The sequence below is a fragment of the Listeria rocourtiae subsp. hofi genome (assembly GCF_963575615.1).
GTDB lineage: Bacteria > Bacillota > Bacilli > Lactobacillales > Listeriaceae > Listeria_A > Listeria_A hofi.
The window spans coordinates 144,224-170,072 of sequence record NZ_CAUYTL010000002.1 but is presented as its reverse complement, the minus strand read 5'-3'; the positions used below and the strand labels follow the sequence as shown (position 1 = coordinate 170,072).

Below are 25,849 nucleotides of genomic sequence, written 5' to 3'. Positions count from 1 at the left end.
TCTCATGATCTGCTGGCATCCAAATAACCCCTTCACTCTAAAATTAAGTTCGTGTGTCTATATTATACACGAAAGCACAGGATTTTGGTATTATTCAACGTGGTTATGTAGTTTCAAGTTTACGATATCAAGATCAGGCGGTTAAACCTACGCTCAATAGGGATTAACCGCTCTTTATACTGGGAGCGTAATTCACTTTGTTCAAACGCTACCAGCAAAAAAAGAGCCAGCGAGCTGACTCTTTTGATCTTGTTTATGAAAGATATTGTTTCACGAATTTGTTAACGACATTTCCGTCTGTTTTGCCTTTTAGTTTCGGCATCACAGCGGCCATCACCTTACCGAAATCAGCTTGGGATGTAGCACCAACTTCTTCGATCGTAACCTTTACAATTTCAGCGACTTCTTCCTCGGAAAGTTGCTTCGGCAAATAGCTTTGCACAATCACCATTTCATCTTCCAGCTTCTCAACAAGGTCAGCTCTATCTGCCTTCTTGAATTCAGCTAAAGAATCACGACGCTGCTTCATTTCACGGGAAAGAATGGTAACTTCGTCCTCAGGCGATATATCATCTGTGCCTAGGCGAATGGCTTCATTTTGCAAAGCCGCTTTTAACATGCGGATAACGGAAAGTTTTTCTTTCTCTTTCGCGCGCATCGCTTGTTTCATATCCTCATTCAGTTGGTCAAGGAGACTCATGCTTGATTTCGTCCCTTCGATTAGAATTTGCGTTTTCTAGCTGCTTCTGATTTCTTTTTACGTTTTACGCTTGGTTTTTCATAAAATTCGCGCTTTCTAACTTCTTGCATTGTACCTGTTTTGGAAACAGTACGTTTAAAGCGACGAAGAGCATCTTCAAGCGATTCGTTTTTACGAACTACTGTTTTTGACATCTCTCTTTCCCTCCCTCCGACACTTAAATGGACAAGGATGCCCTAAGCTATTTGGAAACCTCGCACAAGACTAGCCTGTGAATGATTCCAAAGTAATGCACATACTATTTGCATTCACTCACTAAAAATTATAAACTAATCCACTGGGCGAGTCAATATGAAATCGCTAACTTTCATGAATTTATTTTCAGAACAGTCGGCGATTTATTCTCCTATACCCATTTCAAGAAAGTTCAAACGCAAAAGAGGCCGCCGCCAGAAAATAAAATGGTGCTGTTTCTGTGCGCAGGATTCGCGGTCCTAGGCCTACTTTGACCGCCTTATTTGATTCCAATTGCTCAATCTCCTCCACCGAGAATCCACCCTCTGGACCAAATATAGCAAGCACCGATTCCCCTCGTCCCACCTGTTTAAAAAGTGTAGCTAAAGCAGTAGCCTCACCCTCTTTAGCGCTTTCCTCATAAGCAACGATGACATAATCATAATTGGGAATCGTCTGTATTAGCGCTTGAAAAGAATCCACATGTTGGAAATTCGGCACAAAACTACGATGCGATTGCTCGGCAGCTTCCAAAGCAATTTTATCCAAGCGCTCTACTTTTTTCTTCGCTTTTTTAGCGTCCCACTTGGAAATCGAACGTTTAGCAGGGAACGATAGAAAATGTTTCGCGCCGAGCTCTGTTCCTTTTTGGGTGATTAGCTCTAGTTTATCCCCTTTTGGTAGGCCACTCGCAATCGTGATATTGATAGGAAGTTCTGTAGACTCATTCTTCCATGATAAAATCGTCAAGCGAATAAAGTCCTCTCCAAGTTCACTAATACCAGCAATAGCCGTACGCTCATCTGGGGTCACAAGATACACTTGGTCATCCAGCTTCATGCGCATCACACGAACCATATGATGAAAATTATCGCCCGTTATAAGCACCGTTTCACCCTTTATTTCGTCAATAAAATATCGCTGCATCGTTTTATTCACCTCGCTTGGCGTAAATGGCTACCCAATCTGTAATTTGTTCTACATGATATACTGTCAATCCGGCTTCGATCAGCGCTTCTTTCACCATTTCTCGTTTTGGTTCAATAATTCCTGACGCGATAAAAATGCCATTTGGTTTGAGCGTAGCATACACATCTTTTGGAAACATCAAAATGACTTCCGCTAAAATATTGGCCACAACGATATCCGCTTTTTGATTAATGCCTGTTAGTAAGTCGTTTTGCTGAATTGTCACGATATCCTCACAATGATTTTGCGCAATATTTTCTCGAGCTGCGCGAACTGCCACTTCATCTAAATCTGTCGCCAAGACGCTTTTCGCACCAAGCTTTGCGCTGGCAATACTAAGCACCCCAGACCCTGTACCAACATCAATCACTTCATCGCCAGGCTTGACGATTTTTTCAAGCGCCTGTACGCACAGCTGTGTCGTTGGATGTGTCCCCGTTCCGAATGCCATCCCAGGATCAAGCTCAATAATCATTTCATCTTCGTTTTCAGGCGTGTAATCTTCCCAAGTGGGCACAACTGTAATTCGATCCGTTATTTTGACCGGGTGATAGTATTTCTTCCACGCAGTCGCCCACTCTTCATCATTCACCTCATTAACCTGAAAAGTCAAATCCCCTAACGGAATATCAAATTCCACCAAGCCACGAATCCGCGCTTCAATCGCTGGTACCATCTCTAAAAAATCATCTGTCGTTAAAAAATAGGCCTTAATAATAACGCCTTCTGCTGGATAATCTGCTGCTTGCAAATCATAAATTTCGCCAAAGCGATCTTCATGCTCGCGTGTTAAATCGGCCGAATCCTCAATCGATACACCGCTCGCTCCTGAATCGTTTAAAGCATATGTAATCGGCTCTACCGCCTCATTTATAGAATGAATCTCAATTTCTGACCACTTCATTTTTTCGCCTCATTTCAAGAAAGAAGGCTCAGTATGACTAGAAATGCAATACTTGAGCCCTTTCACTATTTTATTAACCTTTAAAAGCCCGCTTCATTTTATCGAAGAAACCTTCACTGTTTTCATCCACTTTATCACCAGTTGTTGTCGCGAATTCACGCAAGATATCTTTTTGTTTCTCATCCAATTTTTTCGGAACGATAACTTTAACAACAACGTGCTGATCACCTGTCCCACTACCACGAAGATGCGGAACACCCTTGTTGCGTAGGCGGAAAGTCGTGCCAGTTTGTGTACCAGCAGGGATTTTCAAACGAATTTTACCGTGAACTGTTGGAACATCAATTTCGTCCCCGAGAGCCGCCTGAACAAATGTTAATGGAACTTCGACGTAAATATCGGCACCTTCGCGCTCAAAGAATTCATCGCGTGCAACGACAAAGACAACATATAAATCACCGTTTGGACCACCGTTCACGCCGCCTTCACCTTCACCAGCAACGCGCATTTGTTGTCCATCATCGACACCAGCAGGTACTTTAAGCTTGATTTTTTTCGTTTTCGTTACACGGCCTGAACCATGACATGTGTCACATTTTTCTTTAATTTCTTTACCCGTTCCATTACAGTATTGACATGTACGCTTGTTTACAATACGACCAAATGGTGTGTTTTGCTCCACATTAATTGAGCCTTTACCACCACAATGCGAACATTTTTCTGGATGTGTTCCTGGTTTTGCACCACTTCCATCACACGTATCGCAACTTTCTTCACGCGGAATTTCGATTTCAGCTTCTTTACCAAAAATCGCTTCTTTGAATTTCAAACGCATCGTGTACTGCATATCACTGCCTTGACGCGGTGCATTAGGATCTTGACGAGACGAACCTCCGCCCCCAAAGAATGTATCAAAAATATCTTCAAATCCTCCAAAGCCTTGACCGCCAAAACCTTCGCCTCCGTATGAAGCGCCACCGCCAAAACCTTGATTTGGATCAACATGTCCGTATTGGTCATATTGTGCACGTTTTGATTCATCACTTAAAATCTCGTATGCCTCAGATATTTCTTTGAATTTCTCATCAGCGCCAGCATCTTTGTTAATATCAGGATGATATTGCTTCGATAGTTTACGATATGCTTTTTTTATCTCATCAGCCGAGGCGCCTTTGGAAACGCCAAGCACTTCATAATAATCACGTTTTGCCATTTTTTGCGTCTCACTCCTTGTTCTCTCGTATTTCTCTTAACGTATTGTAACACATGTTTTAGCGAAGTAAAACAATGATTTCTTGTAAAAACCGAGAAAAAGCCAAAGCCAGTTAGACTTTGACTCCCTTCCCGCAAGTAAATCTTTATTTTTTCTCTTGATCGTCATCTTTTACTTCTTCAAATTCTGCGTCTACAACATCGTCATTTGCTGCACCAGCTTCAGGATTTTCACCTTGAGCCGCTTGTTGTTCCGCCGCTGCTTGCTCGTACAATTTCACAGAAAGAGCTTGAACAATTTCGTTTAACGCTTCTGTTTTCTCTTTAATCACGTCAAAGTCTTCACCTTTAAGCGCTTCTGATAACTCATCACGAGCTGCTTCTGCTTTTTTCACTTCTTCTTCGTCTACTTTGCCTTCTAGCTCTTTCAATGTTTTGTCAACAGTAAATACTAATTGATCAGCATTGTTACGAAGTTCTGCGTTTTCTTTGTTTTTCTTATCTTCTTCCGCATTTAATTCTGCGTCTTTCACCATTTTCTCAATCTCTTCGTCTGTTAAACCTGATGAAGATTTGATAACGATGTTTTGCTCTTTACCAGTTCCAAGGTCTTTCGCGCGAACTGTTACGATACCATTTTTATCAATATCAAAAGAAACTTCGATTTGCGGAATTCCACGCGGTGCTGGTGGTAAGTCCGTTAATTGGAAACGACCAAGTGTTTTGTTATCTTTAGACATTGGACGCTCACCTTGCAATACGTGAATATCTACTGCTGGCTGGTTATCAGCCGCTGTCGAGAACGTTTGTGATTTCGAAGTTGGAATCGTTGTATTACGCTCGATAAGTGGAGTCATCACGCCACCCATCGTTTCAATTCCTAGTGAAAGTGGCGTTACGTCTAGAAGTACTACGTCTTTCACATCACCAGTGATTACGCCACCTTGAATTGCAGCACCCATCGCTACAACTTCATCTGGATTTACACCTTTATGTGGCTCTTTGCCTAATTCTTTTTTGATTGCTTCTTGTACTGCTGGAATACGAGTCGAGCCACCAACTAGAATAACTTCATCGATATCTTTAGCAGAGAGTCCCGCATCTTTCAAAGCTTGACGCGTTGGAGCGATAGTACGGTCTACTAGATCATGAGTTAATTCGTCAAATTTAGCACGAGTAAGCGTTACTTCTAAATGAAGCGGTCCAGCTTCGCCAGCCGTGATAAATGGTAGTGAGATTTGTGTACTAGTAACACCAGAAAGGTCTTTTTTCGCTTTTTCAGCAGCATCTTTCAAACGTTGTAACGCCATTTTATCTTGCGAAAGATCAATACCGTTGTCGCGTTTAAATTCAGCAACTAAGAAATCGATAATTTTTTGGTCAAAATCATCCCCACCAAGTAAGTTGTCACCAGCAGTAGAATGAACTTCAAATACGCCATCACCAAGCTCTAGAATAGAAACGTCAAATGTTCCGCCTCCTAAGTCAAAAACGAGGATTGTTTGGTCTTTTTCAATTTTATCCATACCATAAGCAAGTGCTGCTGCAGTAGGCTCGTTAATAATACGTTCTACTTCAAGACCAGCAATTTTACCAGCATCTTTTGTTGCTTGACGTTGTGCATCGTTGAAATAAGCTGGAACTGTGATAACCGCTTTATCAACTGTTTCGCCAAGATAGTCTTCTGCGTAACCTTTTAAGTATTGCAGAATGATAGCGCTGATTTCTTGTGGTGAGTAATCTTTGCCTTCTACTGATTCTTTGTAATCCGTACCCATGTGGCGTTTAATTGATGCTACTGTATTCGGGTTTGTAATTGCTGCACGTTTCGCAACTTCCCCAACTTGACGCTCACCATTTTTAAAGCCGACAACAGATGGCGTTGTACGCGCACCTTCTGGATTTGGAATAATTTTTGCTTCTCCACCTTCTAATACTGCTACTGCTGAGTTAGTAGTTCCTAAGTCGATACCGATAATTTTACTCATAATTTATTTCCTCCTATTGTTACCAGTCACGTGAAAACGTCTGGATTCTTGTTTTATTGGTTTACTTTTACCATCGATGGACGGATAACGCGGTCTTTCAACTTGTATCCTTTTTGCAATTCCATCGTGATTTCATTACTTTCTTTCGAGTCATCGCTGTCTTGCATCACTGCTTGATGGAAATTCGGGTCAAATTGCTCGCCCAATGCAGGAATTTCTTCAATGCCTTCCTTTTCTAGCGCTACTTTGATTTGACTATATACCATTTTCATGCCTGTCAAAAGTGCTTCCATTTGCTCTGAATCACTTTGTGTATCAAGCGCTTTTTGGAAAGCATCGAGTGCTGGCAAAAGCTCTTCCGCTATTGTTTGCGAACGATACTTTTGAGTCGCGGCACGTTCAGCGATATTGCGTTTTTTCACATTTTCAAAATCGGCTTGCAGACGCAAATAACGATCCTCAGATGTGGCTAATTTCTCTTCTAATTCAAGCAAACGCTTCTCATTTTCCGTTAACTCAATTTCTACTTGCTCATTGTGAGCTTCCATCTCATCTTCTACTATGTTCAATTCCTCAGCAGCTTCTTTTTCGATTTCTTGCTCTACTTTTTCTTTTTTGTTTTTTTGTTCAGACACGTTTGTCACCTCTTCTATTTTTGATTATCATGATAAAGCTTTGTTAATACAGTTGTTAAATCCCGACTTACTAAATCAACCAAGCCCATCATGCGGTCGTATTCCATCCGTGTCGGGCCAAGGAGGACAATACCTCCCACATGTTCATTGGCAATGCTGTATGTCGCAGTAATGATACTACAATCATCCATCAAATGGTTATTAATCTCTGTACCAATTTTAACATGAAGGCCTTGAGGGATATCAGAGAAAAGCTGGTAAACATCCTTCTCCTGGTCCATCAACCGTAGCAATTCGCGAACTTTGGCAAAATCATGAAATTCTGGCTGATTCAAAATGTTCGTTTTGCCACCAAAATACACTTTTTCCTTACTAATCTGTTGGAAGGAATCTTTCAAAATCGACAACATTAACTCGTGATTTGCCATATTGCTACGAAGTAAATCGGATACCTCTGCTGGGATCATCGCGTTCATTTGATCAATCGGAATGCCGACCAAGCGCTCATTTAAAATATTGACAACCCGCTCCATATCACTCGGCGTCATCGTTTCTGGAATCGTCACGACATGATTATCAATGTGACCTTGATCCGTAATCAGAATTAGCATCGCTTGGTTTCTATTAATTGGTACAAAGCGGAAACCACTCAATCGGTTTTGTTTAGAAGCCGGACCGAGTAAAATCGAAGTATAATTCGTCAAATCTGACAACATCAACGCAGATTTTTGAATAAGTTGCTCTACTTCAAAGTAAGTCTCGGAAAAAAGCGATTGAACAGACATAATATCCTGTTTCTTCAATTTCTGTGGCTCAAGTAAATAATCCACATAGAAACGGTAACCTTTCTCAGAAGGAATCCGTCCTGATGAAGAATGCGTCTTTTCAATAAATCCATATTCCTCTAGCACGCTCATCTCATTACGAATCGTGGCTGAGCTAAATGACAAGTTGTTCTCCTTTAGCAGATTCTTAGATCCAACTGGCTGCACAGTCTCGATGAAATGGTCGATAATGGCACGAAAGATTAGCAATTGCCTCTCGGTTAACATATCTATCACCTCTTTTTAGCACTCGATAGGTTTAAGTGCTAAATACAATTATAAATTTACCACTCTGACCGTCTGCTGTCAACAAAAAACACTCGATTTCAGACTAAAGTAGTAATTAGCTGAAATTGAGTGCTTTTATAAAAATTCCTGAAAAACATTATTCCCTAAAAAACGACCACGTCGCGTAAGCCGAACACTTTCTTGCGTAGATTCCAACCAACCTTTTTCAATTGTTTTCTCAATTGCACGTGCAAAAATCGTATCGAGGGGCTTTCCAAACTTAGCTTGAAATTGAGCTTTATCAACTCCTGCCACTTTTCTCAAACCAAGGAACATCTCTTCTTCCATCTTTTCCTTCAATGTCAGCTCTTTTTGCTGAAAAATCGGTAGCTCGTTCTTTTCAAGTGGCTGCATGTATTTTTTTAGCGGGCCATAATTGGCATAACGCGTTTCACCAACATAACCATGCGCCCCAGCGCCAAAGCCAAAATAATGCTCATTGCTCCAATAAACAATATTATGTCTGCTTTCAAAGCCTGGCTTAGCAAAATTGCTGATTTCATACTGCCTACGCCCATGCTTCTCCATCGTACTCATCAGCATTTCATACATGTTTGCCTCTGCATCTTCACCTGGAAGCAGCAATTTCCCTTTTTGCATTAAATTATAAAAAATTGTCTTCGGCTCAATGATAAGCGAATATGCAGAGTAATGTGGCAAATCAAGATTTAACGCTTTTGTTAATGTATCCTCAAAATCCGCCTCCATCTGGCCAGGTAAACTGAAAATAAGATCAATACTTACATTCTCAAAACCGACTTGTTTCGCATTATTTACAGACTGATAAACATCATCCACCGTATGAATGCGCCCAATTTTTTTCAACAACTCATTATTGAAGCTTTGGACCCCCATACTCAGACGGTTCACGCCATGATCTTTCATTACCTGCAACTTGCTTACTGACAAATCTCCAGGATTAGCCTCAAAACTGAATTCAGCCTCTTTAGCGATTGGAAACAGCCTCTGAACAGCCGAACAAAGCCTTGCCAACTGCGCTTCTGTCAAAGTCGTCGGTGTTCCTCCACCAACAAATATCGTCTCTACTGGCTCCATCACCTGCTTTTCAGTCACCATTTCCATCTCTTTAATCAACAAATCAACATACTTATCGACCGGTTGGCCTTCTAGAAAAACCTTATTAAAATCGCAGTAGTAACAAATATGTTCGCAAAATGGGATGTGAATATAAATCGCAGTCATCTCTCATACACTCATTTCCTTAAGGAGAAAAAGCGAACTTCTCCGTTCACCAAGAACAAGATAAAGTCGCTTTTTTCACCAATCCTTTATTTATCATCCATTTTTAAGATCGCCATGAAAGCTTCTTGTGGCACTTCAACAGAACCAATGGATTTCATACGTTTCTTACCTTCTTTTTGCTTCTCTAATAGCTTTCTTTTCCGCGATACGTCCCCACCATAACACTTAGCTAAAACATTTTTACGAAGTGCTTTGATTGTTGAGCGCGCAACAATTTTTGTGCTGATTGCCGCCTGAATCGGTACTTCAAATTGCTGTCTTGGAATCAATTCTTTTAGTTTTTCAACGATAATTTTTCCGCGTTCATACGAGAAGTCACGATGGACAATAAAGCTAAGCGCATCAACTTTCTCGTTATTCAACACTATATCCATTTTCACAAGTTTCGACTCACGGTAACCAATTAGTTCGTAATCAAATGAAGCATAGCCTTTTGTACCTGATTTCAACTGATCGAAAAAGTCATAAACAATTTCTGAAAGTGGCATTTCATAAATAACACTCACACGAATATCATCTAAATACTCCATCGTCATAAAGTTACCACGCTTATTTTGCGCAAGTTCCATAACTGCACCAACGTAATCGTTTGGCACCATAATTGTCGCTTTTACATACGGCTCTTCAACGGAATCAATCACACCCTGTTCGGGCATCTCAGCAGGGTTATCCACAACTACCATAGTACCATCTGTCAAATTCACGTGGTAAATAACACTCGGCGCTGTTGTGATTAAGTCAATATTAAATTCACGTTCGATTCGTTCTTGAATAATTTCCATGTGAAGCAAGCCAAGGAATCCGCAACGGAAGCCAAACCCAAGCGCTTGGGACGTCTCAGCCTCATATTGAAGCGCGGAATCATTTAACTCTAGCTTCTCAAGGGCATCACGCAAATCATTATATTTCGCGGAATCGATTGGATATAAACCACAATAAACCATTGGATTCAATTTACGATATCCAGGTAAAGCTTCTGCCGCCGGATTATTCGCAAGTGTAATAGTATCCCCGACACTCGTATCGCTTACGTTTTTAATTGCAGCGGTTAAATAGCCCACGTCTCCGACCATTAACTGATCGCGCGGTGTCGATTTCGGCGTAAATACACCGACCTCGGTCACTTCAAATTCACGACCATTAGCCATCATGCGAATCTTATCTCCCGCCTTCACCGTTCCTTCCATGATACGAATATTGGCAATAACACCACGATATGCATCAAAAACGGAGTCAAAGATGAGCGCCTTTAGCGGTGCATCCACATCACCAGTCGGCGCAGGAATTTTTGAAACTACTTGTTCTAGAATATCTTCAATCCCAATTCCAGATTTTGCAGAAGCAAGTACCGCATCCGACGCATCTAAGCCAATAACATCCTCAATCTCAGACCGAACGCGTTCCGGCTCTGCAGCTGGCAAATCGATTTTATTAATAACGGGCATGATTTCCAAATCATTATCTAGCGCCAAATAAACATTGGCAAGTGTTTGAGCTTCAATCCCTTGCGCTGCATCCACAACCAAAATCGCACCTTCACAAGCCGCCAAACTACGCGAAACCTCATACGTAAAATCGACATGCCCTGGCGTATCAATCAAGTGAAAAATATATGTTTCGCCATCTTTGGCAGTATACGATAATTCCACCGCATTCAATTTAATAGTAATGCCACGCTCACGCTCCAAATCCATCGAATCGAGCAATTGCGCCTTCATTTCACGATGCGTCAGTGCATTCGTCATTTCAAGAATACGATCGGCAAGCGTTGATTTACCATGGTCAATATGCGCTATTATCGAAAAATTTCTTATTTTCTTTTGTCTTTCTAGCATTTCTTCCTTCTTCATTTCTCCAGCTCCCGAATTCGAACTCATCTTATTAAAACGATGGTAAGCTAAGATAGATTATATCAGTAGAGCTCGCTATTTTCAATCACTTCCAACTTTTTTCGTTAAAAAATAAATAAATTAGTAAAGTAATATTGCAATATGCGCTGTGTTTAGGTATAATAGCATTTGTTCTAGTGTAAATTTGAAGGTATGGTATATATAATAGATACTACCTCATAATTTTGGGCGGAGGTGAATGAAATGCCAAATATTAAATCAGCAATCAAACGTGTAAAAACAACTGACACTCGCAATAGCCGTAACACATCTCAACGTACTGCAATGCGTACAGCTGTTAAAAAATTCGAACAAGCTGCAGAAAACAATGCAGACAACGCGAAAGAACTGTATGTTGAAGCTAGTAAAAAATTAGATAGCGCGGTAAGCAAAGGTCTAATTCATAAAAACAATGCAGCTCGCAATAAATCTCGCTTAGCTAAAAAATTAGCTAAATAATACGATTCTTAATCGCAAAACATCGCACGCAATGTGCGATGTTTTTTTGTTATAGCTGTTCGAACTTGAAGTCCAATCAGTAGTGATAACTATCTATCCAATCCCTTACAGCTTTTGCACCTTTCTCTGATCTTGCAAAGAGAATAAAAACCATTCCAATTTCTGCGCCTTATCCCCATAACCCGTCTTCATTTCAAAATCCATTTGCGCCAGCCTTTCCAGAATTGCGGTTAAATCATGATAAGCAAAACTTTTAGCTTGCCTCGCCCCTATCTTGACTCTGAATGGGTGTACTTTTAATTTCTGAGCTACTTGCTGTTGACTAAATCCTTGCTTTTCTAACAATTTAATCTGAGTCAACAATCGGAACTGGCTTGCAATAAGCGCCAAGATTTTTATCGGCTCTTCTTTTTGCTTCAACAAATCATAGTAAATACTTAACGCGCCGCTAACATCTAAAGCGATCATCTTGTCCAGCAGCAAGAAAATATTTTGCTCAAGCGACCTGACTACAAGACTTTCTATATCTGATGAAAGAATAACTCGCTCATCTAGTTTATAGAGCATTAATTTATCCAACTCATTCATAGCGGTCGTTAGTTGCCCACCCGTTAGCTCTATAAGCCTATCGGTCGCAGAATTATCCATTTTGAATTCGTTAAAATTGCTTACCCCTTGAAGCCACTTACGCATTTCTGCCTCATTTGGCCTTTTCGCGTCGATTATCGTTGCCTGTTTTTTTATCAATTTAGTCAATTTTTTGCGCTCATCTAATTTATCTACTCGAGCAATAAAAACTAAGATGGAATATTCCACCGGTTCCTGCAAATAATCTTCTAAACGCGCTGTTCTATGCTCAATTTTACTTTTTGTCTTCTCTGTTGTTAGAAAGGATGGATTGGAAGCGATGATTAAACGACGATCGCCGAAGAAAGGAATTGTTTCTGCTTCTTCCACAACTTGTTCAATTGCCGTTTCATCTAAATCAAAATTAGCATAATTGAAATCAGCATCTTCCTCACCTAAAATACCTGCAACTAGACGCTTCTTCGTCTCATTTATAATATAATCCTCTGTCCCTATAATTAGATAAATTGGTGCAAATTCTTTCTTCTCTATCTTTTCCCATTCTGAAATCATGAATCGTCCTCTCCTTTTCCACATCTCTCTCCTATCGTAAATCATGACAAGGCTTTGCGCAAGTGGAAAAGGTCATTCTAAACCAAAGGAAAACCCTTTTGAGAAAGTATAGATTATTTCGCCTCGCTGATCCGTGCGATAAATCTGGCTTCCTGCTGATTCAAGCGTATCTAGCGTCTCTTTTCGAGGATGTCCAAAACGATTGCCAACACCGCATGAAATAAGAGATATTACAGGTTTTACTTTATCAATAAAATCTGGGATGCTAGAGCTTTTGCTACCATGGTGTCCAACTTTTAAAATGTCTGCTTCTATAAGTGGATTTTCAAGTAAGGCTAGTTCCGTTTCTTTCTCCATATCCCCTGTAAATAGCCATCTTTTCCCGTCTAATAAAGCAGAGATGACAATAGAGTCGTTATTACGGCCCTCTCCCCTTTCAACTGGACTAATAACTCGAAAGATAGCATCGCCTTTCACCCAGCTGTACCCCGCTAGTACCGCTCTTGTTGGCACATTCGGAAGAGCTTGTAGTGTTTTTTTCATAATACTTTTTGTTTGGCCACCTTCTGCATAAATAAGTTCTTTAATGCGAATCATTTTATTTACACCAATAAGTCCCTCCATATGGTCTGCGTGACTATGTGTCACAATCAATTTATCTATTTGTGAAATCCCCTTAGCTTTCAAAACGGGTGTAACGATATTTTTGCCCACAGAAAATGGCTCCTTACGCTTTGCCCACTCCTCTTTTTCAAAAAACATTTGCCCACCTACATCAATCATATAGACACCCTTATTCCATGGTAGCTGAATAAGGATACTATCACCTTGCCCTACATCAATCATAGATACTTTCCCACTAAAGTTAACTGTCCCTATAAACAGACATAAACAGATTGGAATTAAATATCGACATACTTTTCCTGTTCTCTCCCAGTGATAGAAAAAATAGAGAACTAGTATCAGTAGAGTTATTAATAAAATGGGGCCAGGGCGACCAGTTACCCAGGTTGTAAACGGCATTTTTTGTAGCATGAGAGCCAGGGCTTCCGACATATTTACAGCCATTTTCATGATAATAGAAGGGATGGACAGCAAAGCGGGTAATAGATTCAAAAGAAGGATGTTTAAGAAGCTAAGCGGTAACATTATAAAAGTGAATAACGGTACATACATAATGTTTAAAAATACACCTACAACAGAAAATTCATAGAAGTGATAGCTCATGATAGCGATTCCCGAAACGGTGGAAATGAGAGAAATATAAAGAGCACTTAGCAGATTAGAAGAAACTTTCCGTAAAATTTTTCGACCAGATAAAATAATCGCGAATGAAACCGCATAGGATAGTTGAAAACCAATTTCTAGGATAGAATAAGGATTAAATACAAACACAACAATAAAACTAAAACATAGCGCTTGAAGGGATGTCACACGTATTGGTAATAGTTTTCCTCCCATCAAACATATTGCCATGATCGTAGCTCGAAGAACCGGCGCATTGGCTCCTGTCACTAAACAATACAACGGTAACATGGTTATCATGATTATTGCAGTCTTCTCAATTTGAAAGCCCAAGCGTCTAAACAATAATAAAAAACCGGCAATAATCAAATTTACGTGTAATCCTGAAATGGCCAGTAAATGAACGACTCCCAGACGCTGATAACTTTCGTAAACTGAGCTTTCTATAGTCGTTCGGTCTCCATAAATCAATGATGCCACATATGGCGCTATTTTAGAATCTAGTTCTGTATCTATTTTCTCTAATTGTGATTTCCGAAAATTCTTTATTCTATGCAACCACGAAGCATCGTTCTCAGATAGTGGCTCTATAGCACTCGCCTTTAACAGCCAATGTATTTGCTTCCGATATAGAAAATCTTGATAATTAAATTGATGTTTATTGCGATTTTTTTCAGGTATTTCTAATTCGCCATTTATATTTAATTTATCTCCATATTTTAATTGCATAAATTGTTTCTGCTCTTGTTCGCTAGTAAGCTTGTAACTCAGCTGGAACCGTTCTCCTTGATAAAGAACTTGCGCCCGAAAAGCGTCCCCATCAACAACAATTCCCTCGTTTAAAGTAACAGTTCCTGCTAAACCTCCTGCCTGAAACTGTGAGTGATTTTGATTATCAAAGAACCAGAAAAAACCTCCTGCTACAAGCGTCAGACTGAAAAATGCGATTGATTTCGTCGATTTAAACAGAAACGCAAGAACCAGTAGAACACCGAGTAACAGAAAGGTTTTCGTTGATATAAGGACACACATTACAGCGAGAATAATGGCTACAGCAGTCGTCAAAAATAGACGCTCTATAGTCCTCACCCCACTTTATTTTAAAAACTGTTGTCGCAATTTATCTTCTAAACGAGAAATGGTTTCTGCGGGTATTGTTTCTTGTTGCAACACTTCTTGCACAGTTTGGATAACTGTTTGCTCGATTTGGGCGGTATTGTTCAGAACATGCTCATCAAATGGTACCTTCTTGATAATAACATTAGCGCGTTCAAAAAGTTCAATGGCATACGGATGATTTTTATAATCTTTTGCATAATAAACTGCCTTAATACCTGCTTGAATAATCGATTTACAACATGCTATACACGGAAAATGCGTAACATACATTTCTGCATTATCCGTTGAGGCACCAAATTTTGCACATTGCAAAATAGCATTCATTTCAGCATGAATTGTACGTATGCAATGCCCTTCTACAACATAACATCCTTCCTCATCGCAATGGTCTCCACCAGCTATAGAGCCGTTATATCCGCCTGCAATAATACGTTTATCTCGAACAATTGTTGCCCCAACCATAAGTCGTGTACATGTACTCCTAGAAGATATTAGGTGGCTTTGCGCCAAAAAGAATTGATCCCAAGCTATTCTTTGCATATTTGTCGCTCCTTTATGAAATTGATGCTTTTAGTATATGCTTTTCGAATTCGCTTCGTCAATAGCTTATTACTCCACTGTAATATGTTCACTTAATCGCTCTACTGTTTTAGCTCCGATACCCGAGACTTTGGAAAGGTCAGCATTTGTTGTAAATAAGCCCTCTTTTTCACGATAGTCAATGATAGCTTGAGCCTTCGTAGCCCCAATTCCAGGAATAGCCTGTAAAGTTGCTACATCAGCCGTATTGATATTGACTTTGGCATTGTCTCCACTTGCAGTTTCTGAGCCATTTGTGACGACTGGTACAACCCCTTCTTCACCAGCCTTCCCAGCGTAAACAACCATTTCATCGGTGACTTTTTGCGCCATGTTCAGGAGTTTCGCGTCCGCCTCTGCGGTTAATCCACCTGCTTTTATAATCGCGTCTTTTACTCGGCTATCTGGTGCTAGTTCATACACGCCTGGTTTATTAACTGCACCTTTCACATCAACAATTAACATCTTTGTAGACACCACTTCTTGCTCTTTGGCATCGTTTTTTGTGGTTTCTTCTTTTGCAGCAACTGGTGTTGAGGGAACGACTTCTTCTTGATTTTGGGTGAAGAAAAAGAGGCTTATCGTCGCGATTATGACCGCTAAACCGATAATGTACTTCTTGTATGCTTGCCATTTGTCTAGCATTCTAATCACCTGCCTTTAGTATTTATATTCGACCTCCTCTTCATTTCTCCTTTATTCACTTAAGAGTCTCCAAAACATAAAAAAAGAGAAACGACTGCTAAAAAGTCATTTCTCACATATGAAAAAGATTCTTTCACTGGTTTCAGTGGGTTCAAAATCCGTAAAGTCAGCACAAATTTTTATTTTACGAAATCCTGCTGCGGTTATCGCTTTTTTGTACCAATCGACGGGGAAAGTACGTTCTTTATGTAGCTCATCATAGCGATTGTAACTGCCATCTTGGTCTTGCTTGAAGAAAGTTAGCTCATGCTCCACGGAATGCGGATACTCTCCTTCAAAGGAATTCCAAATACATGAAATTTCCTCATCGCTATCACCATAGCTATAATCTTTGAACAGCACATCGATTTTATATACAGAATGGACATCGAACAAAAAGACACCATCCGCTTTCAAATTGGAATAGATACTATGAAAGGCGCCGCAAACTTGTTCTTCTGTTTCTAAATAATTGAGCGAATCGCAAAAACAAGTGACTAAATCAAATGTACCTAACTGCTCCATTTGAGACATATCTTGTTGTAGCAATAGTAACGAAACTTCTTCTTGGAGTGCTTTTTCACTAGCCACACTCAGCATTTCTTCCGACAAATCGATGCCAGTAACCTCAAATCCTCGCTTAGCCAACCGAACAGCAAGCTCAGCGGTCCCACAAGCAACATCAAGCACTTTTCCACCAACCTCTGGCAAATAAGGCGTTGCGAACGAAAACCAGCTATCGTAAAGCTCCTCGTCCATGAGAGCATCATAGAAATTTGGGAAATATTCATAACTCATACCACTTCAACCTCTTTCCATAAAAAAAGGAGCCAATGAAAGCTCCTCTCTTTTTTTATTAGACAGTGAAAGCCGCGCGAACATCTTCAAGTGGCGCATCTCCCCAGAGTTTTTCAAGGTTATAGTAGCTACGTTCATCTTTATGGAAGACATGAACGATAACGTCTCCTAGATCGATTAAAATCCATTTGGCTGCATCAAAACCTTCTAAACGCTTCACTTCTACATCATTTTTATTAGCTTGTTCTTTAATTTCTTGTGCAATGGCTTGTACTTGTTTGTCAGAATTACCGTGGCAAATAACGAAGTAATCAGCAAATGCGGATAGCCCTTGCATATTCAGCGCTATAATATCCTCTGCTCGTTTATCGTCCGCTGCTTTTGCGGTTAACATTAATAAATCATGACTTTTCAATAGTTATACCTCACCTTCAATTTGTAAACGTGCAAAATAGTTGTAAGCTTCGAATGTATCGGGAAAAATAGGTTGTCTTTTCGTAATTAAAAACGTAATTGTGTTGGACAAAGCAAATAACATAGCCTTATCTAAAGAGTCAAAAGATAAACGACGAGCCTTGTAAACGCCTGGAAATGAGCGATTCGGTTCGGTGTAATCGGCAAGATAAATAACTTTATCCATCGTACTCATCGCAGCATTCCCGGTTGTGTGACAAGCAATGGCTTTTAAAACTGTTTCATCTTCTACGCCAAATCTTGTTTCTGCAAAATAGGCCCCAACAGGAGCGTGCCAAAGTTCTTCGTTGTATGTGAATAATTTGGGATCCATTTTTTGCTCAACCATAATCGCCATCATTGCTTCTTTATCCATATACTTCGCGTAATCATGCAACAAGGCAGCTAAGCTCACTTGCCCTCGGTCTAATTTATAATGATCGGCAAGTTCGAGTGCTGTTTTTTCAACGCCAAGTGTGTGAATAAAACGTTTTTCAGGCATCGCTTCTTTGACTGCTTCCAAGATTTCTTCTCTATTCATATAAATGATGCTCCTTTATATACTCGCTAACCTCGTTTGGAACATAATAATCGATTGGTAATCCTGTTGTCAAACGCTCTCTTAACATCGAAGACGAGATGTCCATGGCTGGAACTTCAATCGTGTCAATGTCGTAGGCTGTTTCGCCATCGTAATGCGGTCGATTAACGCCAACAAAGTTCACAAGTTTTATCAGTTCATTAATATGATACCACTTCGGCAAATATTCAACCATGTCTCCGCCAATTATAAAGGAAAAAGAGGCATTTGGAAACTCCTTTGTCATTTCAAGCATCGTATCATACGTGTAAGACTTGCCAGATCGATGCATTTCACGGTCATCTACCTCAAAAAAAGGGTTGTCCGAGATGGCAAGTTCAATCATTTTTAGACGGTCTGCATTGCTTGCTAGCCCACTTTCTTTTTTATGTGGTGGAATAGCATTAGGCAGGAAAATAATTTTTTCAAGCCCTAGCTTAATACGTACCTCATTGGCAATAATTAAATGCGCATGATGTGGCGGATCAAACGTACCACCTAAAATGCCGATTTTCGCTTTCAAATCAGATACACCTTCTTATGGTAATTGGATTTGCTTCTTGTTTTTCGATTCTTTGTAAAGGATAATTGTACGGCCAATAACTTGCACAAGCTCTGATCCTGAGCGCGAACTAATCATTTCTGCCACTTCTTCTTTTGGTTGCTCACAATTTTGTAAAATCGAAACCTTGATTAGCTCACGGACCTCAATAGCTTCAACGATGTGCTTAATCAAATGTGGAGATACCCCACCTTTTCCAACTTGAAAAATGGCATCGATATCATGAGCTTCTTTGCGTAAAAAACGCTTTTGAACATTTGTTAACATTATTTTCCTCCTAATTGTTTCAGTACAGTGTTTCGCATGAGTTCACGGTCCGCTTCTATTCCTGTCCATAATTGGAAAGCAATCGCTGCTTGGTTGACAAACATGGGTAAACCGTTTTGCGTAATGGCTCCATAAATTTTTGCCTCTTTTAAAAAAGGCGTTTCGGAGGGATTATAGATAATATCAGAAACAATGGTGCCCGCAGTTAAGTCATGCAATCTGATTGGTAATTCTGCATTTTCTTTCGTAAGTCCGACTGATGTTGTTTGGATAATGATGGTAAAATTAGCAATTTGTGATTCTGCTTCAACTAAACTCATAGCTTGGTGCCCTGGTCCTTCTACCATTTTCATAGCTTTTTCAAGCGTTCGGTTGGCGACAGTCAAGCTCGCATTCGTATGGTGCTTAAGGGCATGGTAAATCGCTTTACTTGCACCGCCCGCACCAAGAACTAAAATTTGGTCGTTTTCTGTGATAGGACGAATGTTTTGTAAACCCTGCAAGTAGCCAACACCATCTGTATTATAGCCTAGCCATCGTCCTTCTTTAACTACGACCGTATTCACAGCACCGCAAGCCGCAGCTTCTGAATCTAATTGATCTAAAAAAGGGAGAATGGCTTCTTTAAAAGGGCTCGTAACATTGAATCCACTAACCCCCAGAGCTTTGAGTCCTTCTACGGCGGGTGTGAAAGACGCTTTATTTAGCAAAAAAGGAACGTAGCTTGCGTCTAATTTATTCTGCTCTAATAACGCTGTATGCATTGCTGGAGACAACGAATGCGCGATTGGATTTCCGATAACACAGTACAATTTTTTCATTGGCAAAAGTGCCTCCTAACTATACAATCGAGCGACGAACTGTTACGCTCACGCCTTCTGGAACCCAAGCGGTCACTTTTGCGCCACCTTCTAAAACAGTAATCCAACCGAGTCCAGAGAATACAATATCTGCCTTTTCTTTAATCGCAAACTGGTACGGTACCAACTTAGGCAATGTTTCTATATCCACTTCATCAGGTGGTTGCAACAGCTTCCCAGCTTGTGTTGCATATAGGTTATCGGCTTTTTCAAGCTTCGTGCGATGAATCATCAAGTTATTTGACGTATAAACAACGAACGATCTTCTACCACCACTTGTATAATCAAATCGAGCTAGCGCGCCGAAAAATAAGGTCTGTTCCTCGTTCAGCTGGTAGGTTACTGGTTTGATTTCTTTTTTTGGTGATACGAGTTTTAGCGTTTTAGCGTCAATCACATGCGCGATTTGATGGTGATTGATAATCCCCGGCGTATCAACAAGAACGCTACCGTCTGAAAGCGGGATTTCGATTTTATCAAGCGTCGTACCTGGAAATTGGGATGTTGTAATAACATCATTTTCACCAGTCGCTACTTTAATAATCCGATTGATAAGTGTTGATTTCCCAACGTTTGTACAACCAACAACAAATACATCGCGACCAGCGCGTTCTTCTTCAATTTTTTCAAGCAAAGCATCAAAAGAATGACCTTTTTCAGCGCTGACTAAAACACAATCAGTCGGTGCTAGGCCAAGTTCACGAGCACGCCCCCGCATCCATTGCGTCAAGCGTTCGCGTTTTAATGATTTAGGTAGCAAATCGGCTTTGTTTCCGACAAGCAGTACTGGGTTATTTCCAACAAAACGATGCAGACCTGGTAACCAGCTACCGTCAAAATCGAAAATATCGACAACATAGACAATCAGCGCTTGCTTCGTACCAAGTTGATTCAAGATTTTTAAGAAATCATCATCGGTTAACGGTACATCTTGAATCTCGTTATAATGTTTCAATCGAAAACAACGCTGACAAATAATATCTTCTTTTTCTAAACTTGATTCTGGTGCGTATCCTGGTTGGGTTTTATCGGTAGTTTGAATAACGGCTCCACAGCCAATACATCTTAATTCTTCGGTCACAGAGAATCCTCCCATTTTAATTCTGATTTTTTAGCTAATTGCTTCAAAATAATGCGTTCCATAAATCGATTAAACTTCGTCGCAAAACCATCTGTATCCTTCACTGGGCGAACAAAGACAGTCGTCAATTTTTGGCGGTTCCCACCGAAAATATCGGTCATAATTTGGTCGCCAATCATTACTGTCTCTTCTGGCGTTGAACCAAGATCCGCGAGCGCTTTCTGGAATGAGGCTGCCAATGGCTTTTTCGCTTTCGCCAAGTATGGAATTTTTGTAGCCACAGCAACGCGCTTCACACGCTCTTCATTATTATTAGACACGATCATTACTTTGATACCTGCTTCTTCCAACACACGAAACCAGTTGTAAATCTCGTCGGTCGCGTCCAGTTGATCCCAAGCTAGTAACGTATTGTCTAAATCTGTTAATACCGTCGTTTTTCCCATTTTTCGCAATTGGTCCGCGGTGATACCAAAGGGCGTTGTTAACATTTTATCCGGTGAGAAATTTTTTAGCAAAATAGGCACCTCTTTATTTTTTTATTAGTTTATACGAGTTTTGGCATGCCAAACAATCACGCGTACATGTAATCCTTATAAATTTTAACATCTTTCCGCGTATTTTACAAAAAAATCTGAGATAAGTGCTATAATGAAATGGAAAATACGGAAATATAGGGGGATTATGATGTCAAAAAACTATGCATTAATTTGGGATTTAGATTCAATTTATTCAGGTGGCAGTGGCTCTGAAGAATTAGCTACAGCGCTTTCTGAAACAACGAAAGAAATTGCGTTATTTAAGCAAGCGGTTAACAATTGGCCGATTCCAGAGAGTAAAGAAGATGTCAGTGAATTTTTACTTTTAATTAACCAAAATGCAGATATTACAAAACAACTCATGAACGCGGCAGCTTTTCTAGAATGCCTATCCTCTGCTGACACGCGGGATTTGAAAGCGGTAGAGTTAACTGGCAGTGTCTATCAACAATTGTCAGAACTAGAAACAATCGAAAATGAATGGCATGAGAAATTCGCCCTAGTTCCTGATGCGCTATGGACTTCCCTCCTTACAGAAAACGGTTTGAGCGAAATCGCCTTTATGTTAAATGAAGCGCGCGACAATCGCAAGAAAAAAGGAACACGGGAAGAAGAAGCTGTTATCAATGCTTTAAGTGTCGACGGTTATCGTGGCTGGTCAGATCATTACGATACTGTTGTTGCAACAATCCGCATCCCTGTAGTAATAGATGGCGTAGAAAAGCAAGTATCTGCTGGCCAAGCCTTAAATTTACTGAGCCACCCAGACCGGACTGTTCGTGTCGCAGTCTTTGAAGCCTACGGAAAAGCGTGGCAAGAGCAATCGCAATTGTTCAGTGATACATTAAACCATTTAGCTGGTTTCCGCCTTGCCGTTTACCGGGCTCGTAAGTGGGATGACGTTCTTGCCGAACCACTTGCAATCAATCGTTTAGATGAAAAAACCTTAGCAACGATGTGGGAAGTAATCGAAAAACATAAAACAACATTCGTTGCGTTTCTAAATCGCAAAGCACAACTATTCGGCATAGAAAAATTAAGCTTCCATGATGTTTTCGCCCCATTAACACTTGATTCTGAACCGAAAAAATACACGTATCAAGAAGGTGCTGATTTTATTCTAACGCAATTCGCGAAGTTCAGTCCAAAAATGGCTAGTTTTGCAAAGCATGCATTTGAGCAACAATGGATTGAAGCTGAAGATCGTGATAACAAGCGTCCTGGTGGCTTTTGTACTGATATTCCAATAGAGAAAGAAAGCCGAATTTTTATGACATATGATGGCGCTCCTGGAACCGTCGCAACACTTGCACACGAATTAGGACACGCCTTTCACTCTCACGTCATCCGCGAAGAGCCATTCGAAAATACGAATTATGCGATGAATGTAGCTGAAACTGCATCAACATTCGCCGAAATGATTATCGCAGACGCCTCCGTCAAAGAAGCCGCTACAAAAGAAGAGAAAATCATCTTATTGGAAGATAAAATTGGTCGTAGCATCGCATTCTTTATGGACATTCGAGCTCGCTTCCTGTTTGAAACCCGTTTTTATGAAGCACGCAAGGAAGGAATTGTTTCCGCCGACCGCCTTAATGAAATAATGAAGGAAGCACAACAAGAAGCGTACCAAAATGCATTATCTGAATATCATCCGCAATTCTGGTCTTCAAAATTACATTTCTACATTGCCGATGTTCCATTTTATAACTTCCCTTACACCTTTGGTTACCTCTTCTCATTAGGAATTTATCACCAAGCTATCGCAGAAGGAAGTGGCTATGAAGACAAATACATCGCCTTACTACAAGATACAGGCGCCATGACAACCGAACAACTCGCACAAAAGCATCTAAACATTGACTTAACAAAACCAGATTTCTGGGAAAGCGCACTGGAAATTGCAGTCGGTGATGTAGAAGAGTTCCTAGATTTAACAAATGATTTAGTATAATAGCAACGCCCGCATCTTTATAAGCGGACGCCAGCGTGTCGACAAACGCTCATTTTCGTTGTTAAAAACTCCGTTCCAGTGCTCATGTACCCTAGTACACTCCGCTCTGGTACTCGCTTTTGCCTAGAAACTAAGCATTTGTCGACACCCTGAGGTCTGGCGATAGATTTATGTGAGGTAGTTTTTCTACAGTCTGACGCCCGCATCTTTATAAGCGGGCGCTTTTTCAATACGATAACTGTTCAATCAGCTTCACAACACACGCTGACGAATTCTTTGCAGCCGTCACCAAAAATTCATCAAAAGAAACACTTGCTTCACTGTCGGCAACATCAGAAAGTGCTCGAATAATTAAAAATGGTACTTCAAATTGGTGCGCCACTTGAGCAATAGCGCAAGCTTCCATTTCCACTGCTTTGACCTCTGGAAAGAAAGTTGTAATCAATTCCCGCTGATCTGGTCGGTGAATAAAAGAATCTGTCGTCACGACAAGCCCGTAAACCGCCTTATTCCCTTCCGAAAAGCTATCCTGATAGATTTGCTGTGCCAAGAGCATTGCTTCCTCATCGCCCTGATAAAGCGCAGGCATTTGCGGCACTTGACCATATGTGTAGCCAAAAGCTGTCGCATCAACATCCCCATACGCCAAATGGTCTGAAATAATGACGTCCCCCACTTCTAACTCCGCGCCAATTCCACCCGCAGAACCAGTATTTATTATCAATGAAATATCATAATGATCGCATAGCAATGTCGTTGATAACGCTGCATTTACCTTTCCAATACCAGATTTCAACAAAACAATCTCTCTACCGCCCAATTTACCTGTATAAAAAACGGCTCCCGCTATCGTCGTTTCCTCCATGCCAACCATTTGTTCCCGTAAAATTGTCACTTCTTCTTCCATTGCACCAATAATTGCGATTTTCTCCACCGTTCATCGTCCTTCCCTTTAAAAAAACTGTGTTCGAAAGGGATAATCCAATCGAAACACAGTCTTATCAGTTTTTCTTATCATTTGTTTTCAATACTTCTACTTTTATTGGTTGCCATCCTGATCCGTCAACCCAAGTAATATATACTCGGAAAGCGTTGTCTGGCTCTGATTTTGATGTAACCGTACCGATAGATTGCGTTGCCGGGTCTTCCCCACGACCAACATACCAGATGGTCATGTCACCATTATCAATACCTGTCGCCTCAGAAAATGCGTTCACTTTCTCTTCCCAATCCTGGCTCCCCATTTCATAGGAATTCACATGATCACCTTTTTGTTCTGTTCCGACTGGTTTCCAATCTTTCGTAATCACTTTCGACACATTAGGATCATCGCTGGTTTCCGTTGTTTGCTCTTTCGGTTTCTCGGTGTCCTTTGCTTTAGAGTCATCCTTTTTCGTATCATCTGCTTTTTGCGTTTGCTCCGTTTTTGGCTCTTTTTCCACTTTATCTGCCGAATCCTCAGCCGTTAAAAAAAAAACAAGCCATAAAACAGCAACAATTGCTAAACTCATAATTATGATTAATACGTTTAAAGTGATACTCGTTCTTTTATGTTTACTATTTTGTTCAGAGCGAGATGCTTCCACTTGGTTCTGGGCACTGCGTCGCTGCTCTTCTTTTTGTGTTTTCTTGTCCATATATGCCACCACCTTACCTAGCTCAGCGAAGCAAGAATAGCTTATCTTCGTCGTTAAAGATTCCGTTCCAGTGCTCTTCTACACTGCGTTTCGCATAACTTCTCACATGGTCGGGGATAAGACTCCCTCTCTGTTTTCAGTCAACGTACGCAAGTACGCTCCGCACCTGGTACTCATCTTTGCCTAGAATATAAACTATTCTCGCTTCGCTGAGGTTTTGCTTTATTTTCTTAGTTCTGTAGTTGTTCAAATTCTCTAGTTTGGCTTATCTTCGTCATTAAAGGCTCCGTTCCAGTGCTCTTCTACATTGCGTTTCGCATAACTTCTCACATGGTCGGGGATATTACTTCCTACCTGTTTTCAGTCAACGTACACAAGTACACTTTCCGCACCTGGTACTCCCCTTTGCCTAGAATATAAACCTTTTTTGCTTCGTTGAGGTTTTGCTTTATTTTCTTCAAATTATTTATTACGCGCTGATTTTCGTAATTTTGACGTTCATTTCGCCACCTGGGGTTTGAATCGATACCTCATCGCCTTCTTTGCAGCCTAACAAAGCTTTCGCGATTGGTGAATCATTGGAAATTAAACCTTCGAATGGATCTGCTTCAGCGCTCCCTACAATCGTATAACTTTCTTCATCACCATTTGGCAGTTCTATGAAAGTCACCGTATTTCCAAGCGCAACTTCACCGCTCATTGCGCTAGCATCGATGATTTGTGCGTTGCGAATCATGTTCTCAAGAGTTGTAATGCGTCCCTCGACAAAAGCTTGCTCATCTTTAGCAGAATCGTACTCGGAGTTTTCCGAAAGATCACCGAAACTACGAGCAATTTTAATACGTTCTACGACTTCCTTACGCTTTACAGTTTTTAGTTCATTTAGTTCATTTTCTAGTTTTGCTTTACCTTCTAGTGTCATTGGGAATACTTTTTCTGTAGCCAAATTCTTTCTCTCCTTCATCGTTATGTTATTTGAAAAGCAC

The 25,849-nt window shown here is 40.5% G+C and carries 26 protein-coding genes and 1 pseudogene; 2 read left to right on the top strand and 25 right to left on the bottom strand.

Going from position 1 to position 25,849, the window contains the following annotated elements; all coding sequences use genetic code 11:
• Positions 1–253: 253 nt before the first annotated feature.
• The 10 genes from R8925_RS02195 to lepA form a co-directional block, all read right to left on the bottom strand.
• Positions 254–700 carry a GatB/YqeY domain-containing protein gene (locus R8925_RS02195; RefSeq protein WP_430534281.1) on the bottom strand — a complete coding sequence of 149 codons (447 nt, stop codon included), beginning with the start codon at positions 698–700 and terminating at the stop codon, positions 254–256.
• Between the two features lie 20 nt (positions 701–720).
• Positions 721–894 (bottom strand): 30S ribosomal protein S21, encoded by a 174-nt coding sequence (gene rpsU / locus R8925_RS02190; RefSeq protein ID WP_036061859.1) that lies wholly within the window; start codon positions 892–894, stop codon positions 721–723.
• A 223-nt stretch (positions 895–1,117) separates the two neighbouring features.
• A complete protein-coding gene (locus R8925_RS02185) occupies positions 1,118–1,861 on the bottom strand; it encodes a 16S rRNA (uracil(1498)-N(3))-methyltransferase (RefSeq protein WP_430534280.1) in 744 nt (247 codons plus the stop codon).
• 4 nt (positions 1,862–1,865) lie between these two features.
• Positions 1,866–2,807 (bottom strand): 50S ribosomal protein L11 methyltransferase, encoded by a 942-nt coding sequence (gene prmA / locus R8925_RS02180; RefSeq protein ID WP_430534279.1) that lies wholly within the window; start codon positions 2,805–2,807, stop codon positions 1,866–1,868.
• Positions 2,808–2,880: 73 nt separating this feature from the next.
• Positions 2,881–4,020, bottom strand: a complete 1,140-nt coding sequence (gene dnaJ / locus R8925_RS02175) for a molecular chaperone DnaJ (RefSeq protein ID WP_430534278.1) — start codon at positions 4,018–4,020, stop codon at positions 2,881–2,883.
• Between the two features lie 145 nt (positions 4,021–4,165).
• Positions 4,166–6,007, bottom strand: a complete 1,842-nt coding sequence (gene dnaK / locus R8925_RS02170; protein ID WP_430534277.1) for a molecular chaperone DnaK — start codon at positions 6,005–6,007, stop codon at positions 4,166–4,168.
• A 53-nt stretch (positions 6,008–6,060) separates the two neighbouring features.
• Positions 6,061–6,642: a nucleotide exchange factor GrpE gene (gene grpE / locus R8925_RS02165; protein WP_430534276.1), complete on the bottom strand. Its 582-nt coding sequence runs from the start codon at positions 6,640–6,642 to the stop codon at positions 6,061–6,063.
• 14 nt (positions 6,643–6,656) lie between these two features.
• On the bottom strand, positions 6,657–7,694 hold the full coding sequence (gene hrcA / locus R8925_RS02160; protein ID WP_430534275.1) for a heat-inducible transcriptional repressor HrcA: 1,038 nt from the start codon (positions 7,692–7,694) through the stop codon (positions 6,657–6,659).
• Between the two features lie 135 nt (positions 7,695–7,829).
• Positions 7,830–8,957, bottom strand: a complete 1,128-nt coding sequence (gene hemW, locus R8925_RS02155) for a radical SAM family heme chaperone HemW (protein WP_430534274.1) — start codon at positions 8,955–8,957, stop codon at positions 7,830–7,832.
• A gap of 86 nt (positions 8,958–9,043) precedes the next feature.
• The gene (lepA, locus tag R8925_RS02150; RefSeq protein ID WP_133620413.1) at positions 9,044–10,867 is read right to left on the bottom strand and encodes a translation elongation factor 4; all 1,824 of its coding nucleotides are present in this window, start codon (positions 10,865–10,867) and stop codon (positions 9,044–9,046) included.
• Between the two features lie 243 nt (positions 10,868–11,110).
• Between lepA and rpsT the strand changes: the two genes are divergently transcribed.
• Positions 11,111–11,365 carry a 30S ribosomal protein S20 gene (rpsT, locus tag R8925_RS02145; protein ID WP_133620411.1) on the top strand — a complete coding sequence of 85 codons (255 nt, stop codon included), beginning with the start codon at positions 11,111–11,113 and terminating at the stop codon, positions 11,363–11,365.
• 105 nt (positions 11,366–11,470) lie between these two features.
• Here the strand turns inward: rpsT and holA are convergent, their stop codons facing one another.
• From holA to R8925_RS02085, 12 genes and pseudogenes are all read right to left on the bottom strand, one after another.
• Positions 11,471–12,505, bottom strand: coding sequence for a DNA polymerase III subunit delta (gene holA, locus R8925_RS02140; protein ID WP_430534273.1), 1,035 nt, complete (start codon positions 12,503–12,505; stop codon positions 11,471–11,473).
• A gap of 72 nt (positions 12,506–12,577) precedes the next feature.
• On the bottom strand, positions 12,578–14,782 hold the full coding sequence (locus tag R8925_RS02135) for a DNA internalization-related competence protein ComEC/Rec2 (protein WP_430534359.1): 2,205 nt from the start codon (positions 14,780–14,782) through the stop codon (positions 12,578–12,580).
• Positions 14,783–14,970: 188 nt separating this feature from the next.
• Positions 14,971–15,409 (bottom strand): annotated as a pseudogene (locus tag R8925_RS02130) (ComE operon protein 2); the annotation flags it as partial.
• Between the two features lie 69 nt (positions 15,410–15,478).
• Positions 15,479–16,093, bottom strand: a complete 615-nt coding sequence (locus R8925_RS02125) for a helix-hairpin-helix domain-containing protein (protein WP_430534271.1) — start codon at positions 16,091–16,093, stop codon at positions 15,479–15,481.
• 105 nt (positions 16,094–16,198) lie between these two features.
• Entirely contained in the window at positions 16,199–16,930 is a 732-nt protein-coding gene (locus R8925_RS02120) for a class I SAM-dependent DNA methyltransferase (protein WP_430534270.1), read from the bottom strand.
• Positions 16,931–16,988: 58 nt separating this feature from the next.
• A complete protein-coding gene (rsfS, locus tag R8925_RS02115) occupies positions 16,989–17,345 on the bottom strand; it encodes a ribosome silencing factor (protein ID WP_430534269.1) in 357 nt (118 codons plus the stop codon).
• A gap of 3 nt (positions 17,346–17,348) precedes the next feature.
• Entirely contained in the window at positions 17,349–17,924 is a 576-nt protein-coding gene (gene yqeK / locus R8925_RS02110) for a bis(5'-nucleosyl)-tetraphosphatase (symmetrical) YqeK (protein ID WP_430534268.1), read from the bottom strand.
• Entirely contained in the window at positions 17,917–18,486 is a 570-nt protein-coding gene (locus tag R8925_RS02105) for a nicotinate-nucleotide adenylyltransferase (RefSeq protein ID WP_430534267.1), read from the bottom strand. The genes yqeK and R8925_RS02105 overlap by 8 nt, the downstream gene beginning before the upstream one ends.
• Positions 18,487–18,501: 15 nt before the next feature.
• On the bottom strand, positions 18,502–18,792 hold the full coding sequence (gene yhbY / locus R8925_RS02100; protein ID WP_430534266.1) for a ribosome assembly RNA-binding protein YhbY: 291 nt from the start codon (positions 18,790–18,792) through the stop codon (positions 18,502–18,504).
• Positions 18,792–19,613, bottom strand: coding sequence for a shikimate dehydrogenase (aroE, locus tag R8925_RS02095; RefSeq protein WP_430534265.1), 822 nt, complete (start codon positions 19,611–19,613; stop codon positions 18,792–18,794). The genes yhbY and aroE overlap by 1 nt, the downstream gene beginning before the upstream one ends.
• A 19-nt stretch (positions 19,614–19,632) precedes the next feature.
• On the bottom strand, positions 19,633–20,733 hold the full coding sequence (yqeH, locus tag R8925_RS02090) for a ribosome biogenesis GTPase YqeH (RefSeq protein ID WP_430534264.1): 1,101 nt from the start codon (positions 20,731–20,733) through the stop codon (positions 19,633–19,635).
• The gene (locus tag R8925_RS02085; protein ID WP_430534263.1) at positions 20,730–21,251 is read right to left on the bottom strand and encodes a YqeG family HAD IIIA-type phosphatase; all 522 of its coding nucleotides are present in this window, start codon (positions 21,249–21,251) and stop codon (positions 20,730–20,732) included. The genes yqeH and R8925_RS02085 overlap by 4 nt, the downstream gene beginning before the upstream one ends.
• Positions 21,252–21,420: 169 nt before the next feature.
• On the opposite strand from R8925_RS02085, the gene R8925_RS02080 reads away from it, so the two are divergent.
• The gene (locus tag R8925_RS02080) at positions 21,421–23,226 is read left to right on the top strand and encodes a M3 family oligoendopeptidase (protein ID WP_430534262.1); all 1,806 of its coding nucleotides are present in this window, start codon (positions 21,421–21,423) and stop codon (positions 23,224–23,226) included.
• Between the two features lie 226 nt (positions 23,227–23,452).
• On the opposite strand, the gene mtnN is transcribed toward R8925_RS02080, so the two are convergent.
• The 3 genes from mtnN to greA all read right to left on the bottom strand — a co-directional run bounded on the left by mtnN (position 23,453) and on the right by greA (position 25,809).
• Positions 23,453–24,160: a 5'-methylthioadenosine/S-adenosylhomocysteine nucleosidase gene (gene mtnN, locus R8925_RS02075; protein ID WP_430539391.1), complete on the bottom strand. Its 708-nt coding sequence runs from the start codon at positions 24,158–24,160 to the stop codon at positions 23,453–23,455.
• Positions 24,161–24,227: 67 nt separating this feature from the next.
• Positions 24,228–24,863 carry a DUF1510 family protein gene (locus R8925_RS02070; RefSeq protein ID WP_430534261.1) on the bottom strand — a complete coding sequence of 212 codons (636 nt, stop codon included), beginning with the start codon at positions 24,861–24,863 and terminating at the stop codon, positions 24,228–24,230.
• Between the two features lie 469 nt (positions 24,864–25,332).
• Positions 25,333–25,809: a transcription elongation factor GreA gene (gene greA, locus R8925_RS02065; protein ID WP_036069267.1), complete on the bottom strand. Its 477-nt coding sequence runs from the start codon at positions 25,807–25,809 to the stop codon at positions 25,333–25,335.
• Between the last annotated feature and the right edge of the window lie 40 nt (positions 25,810–25,849).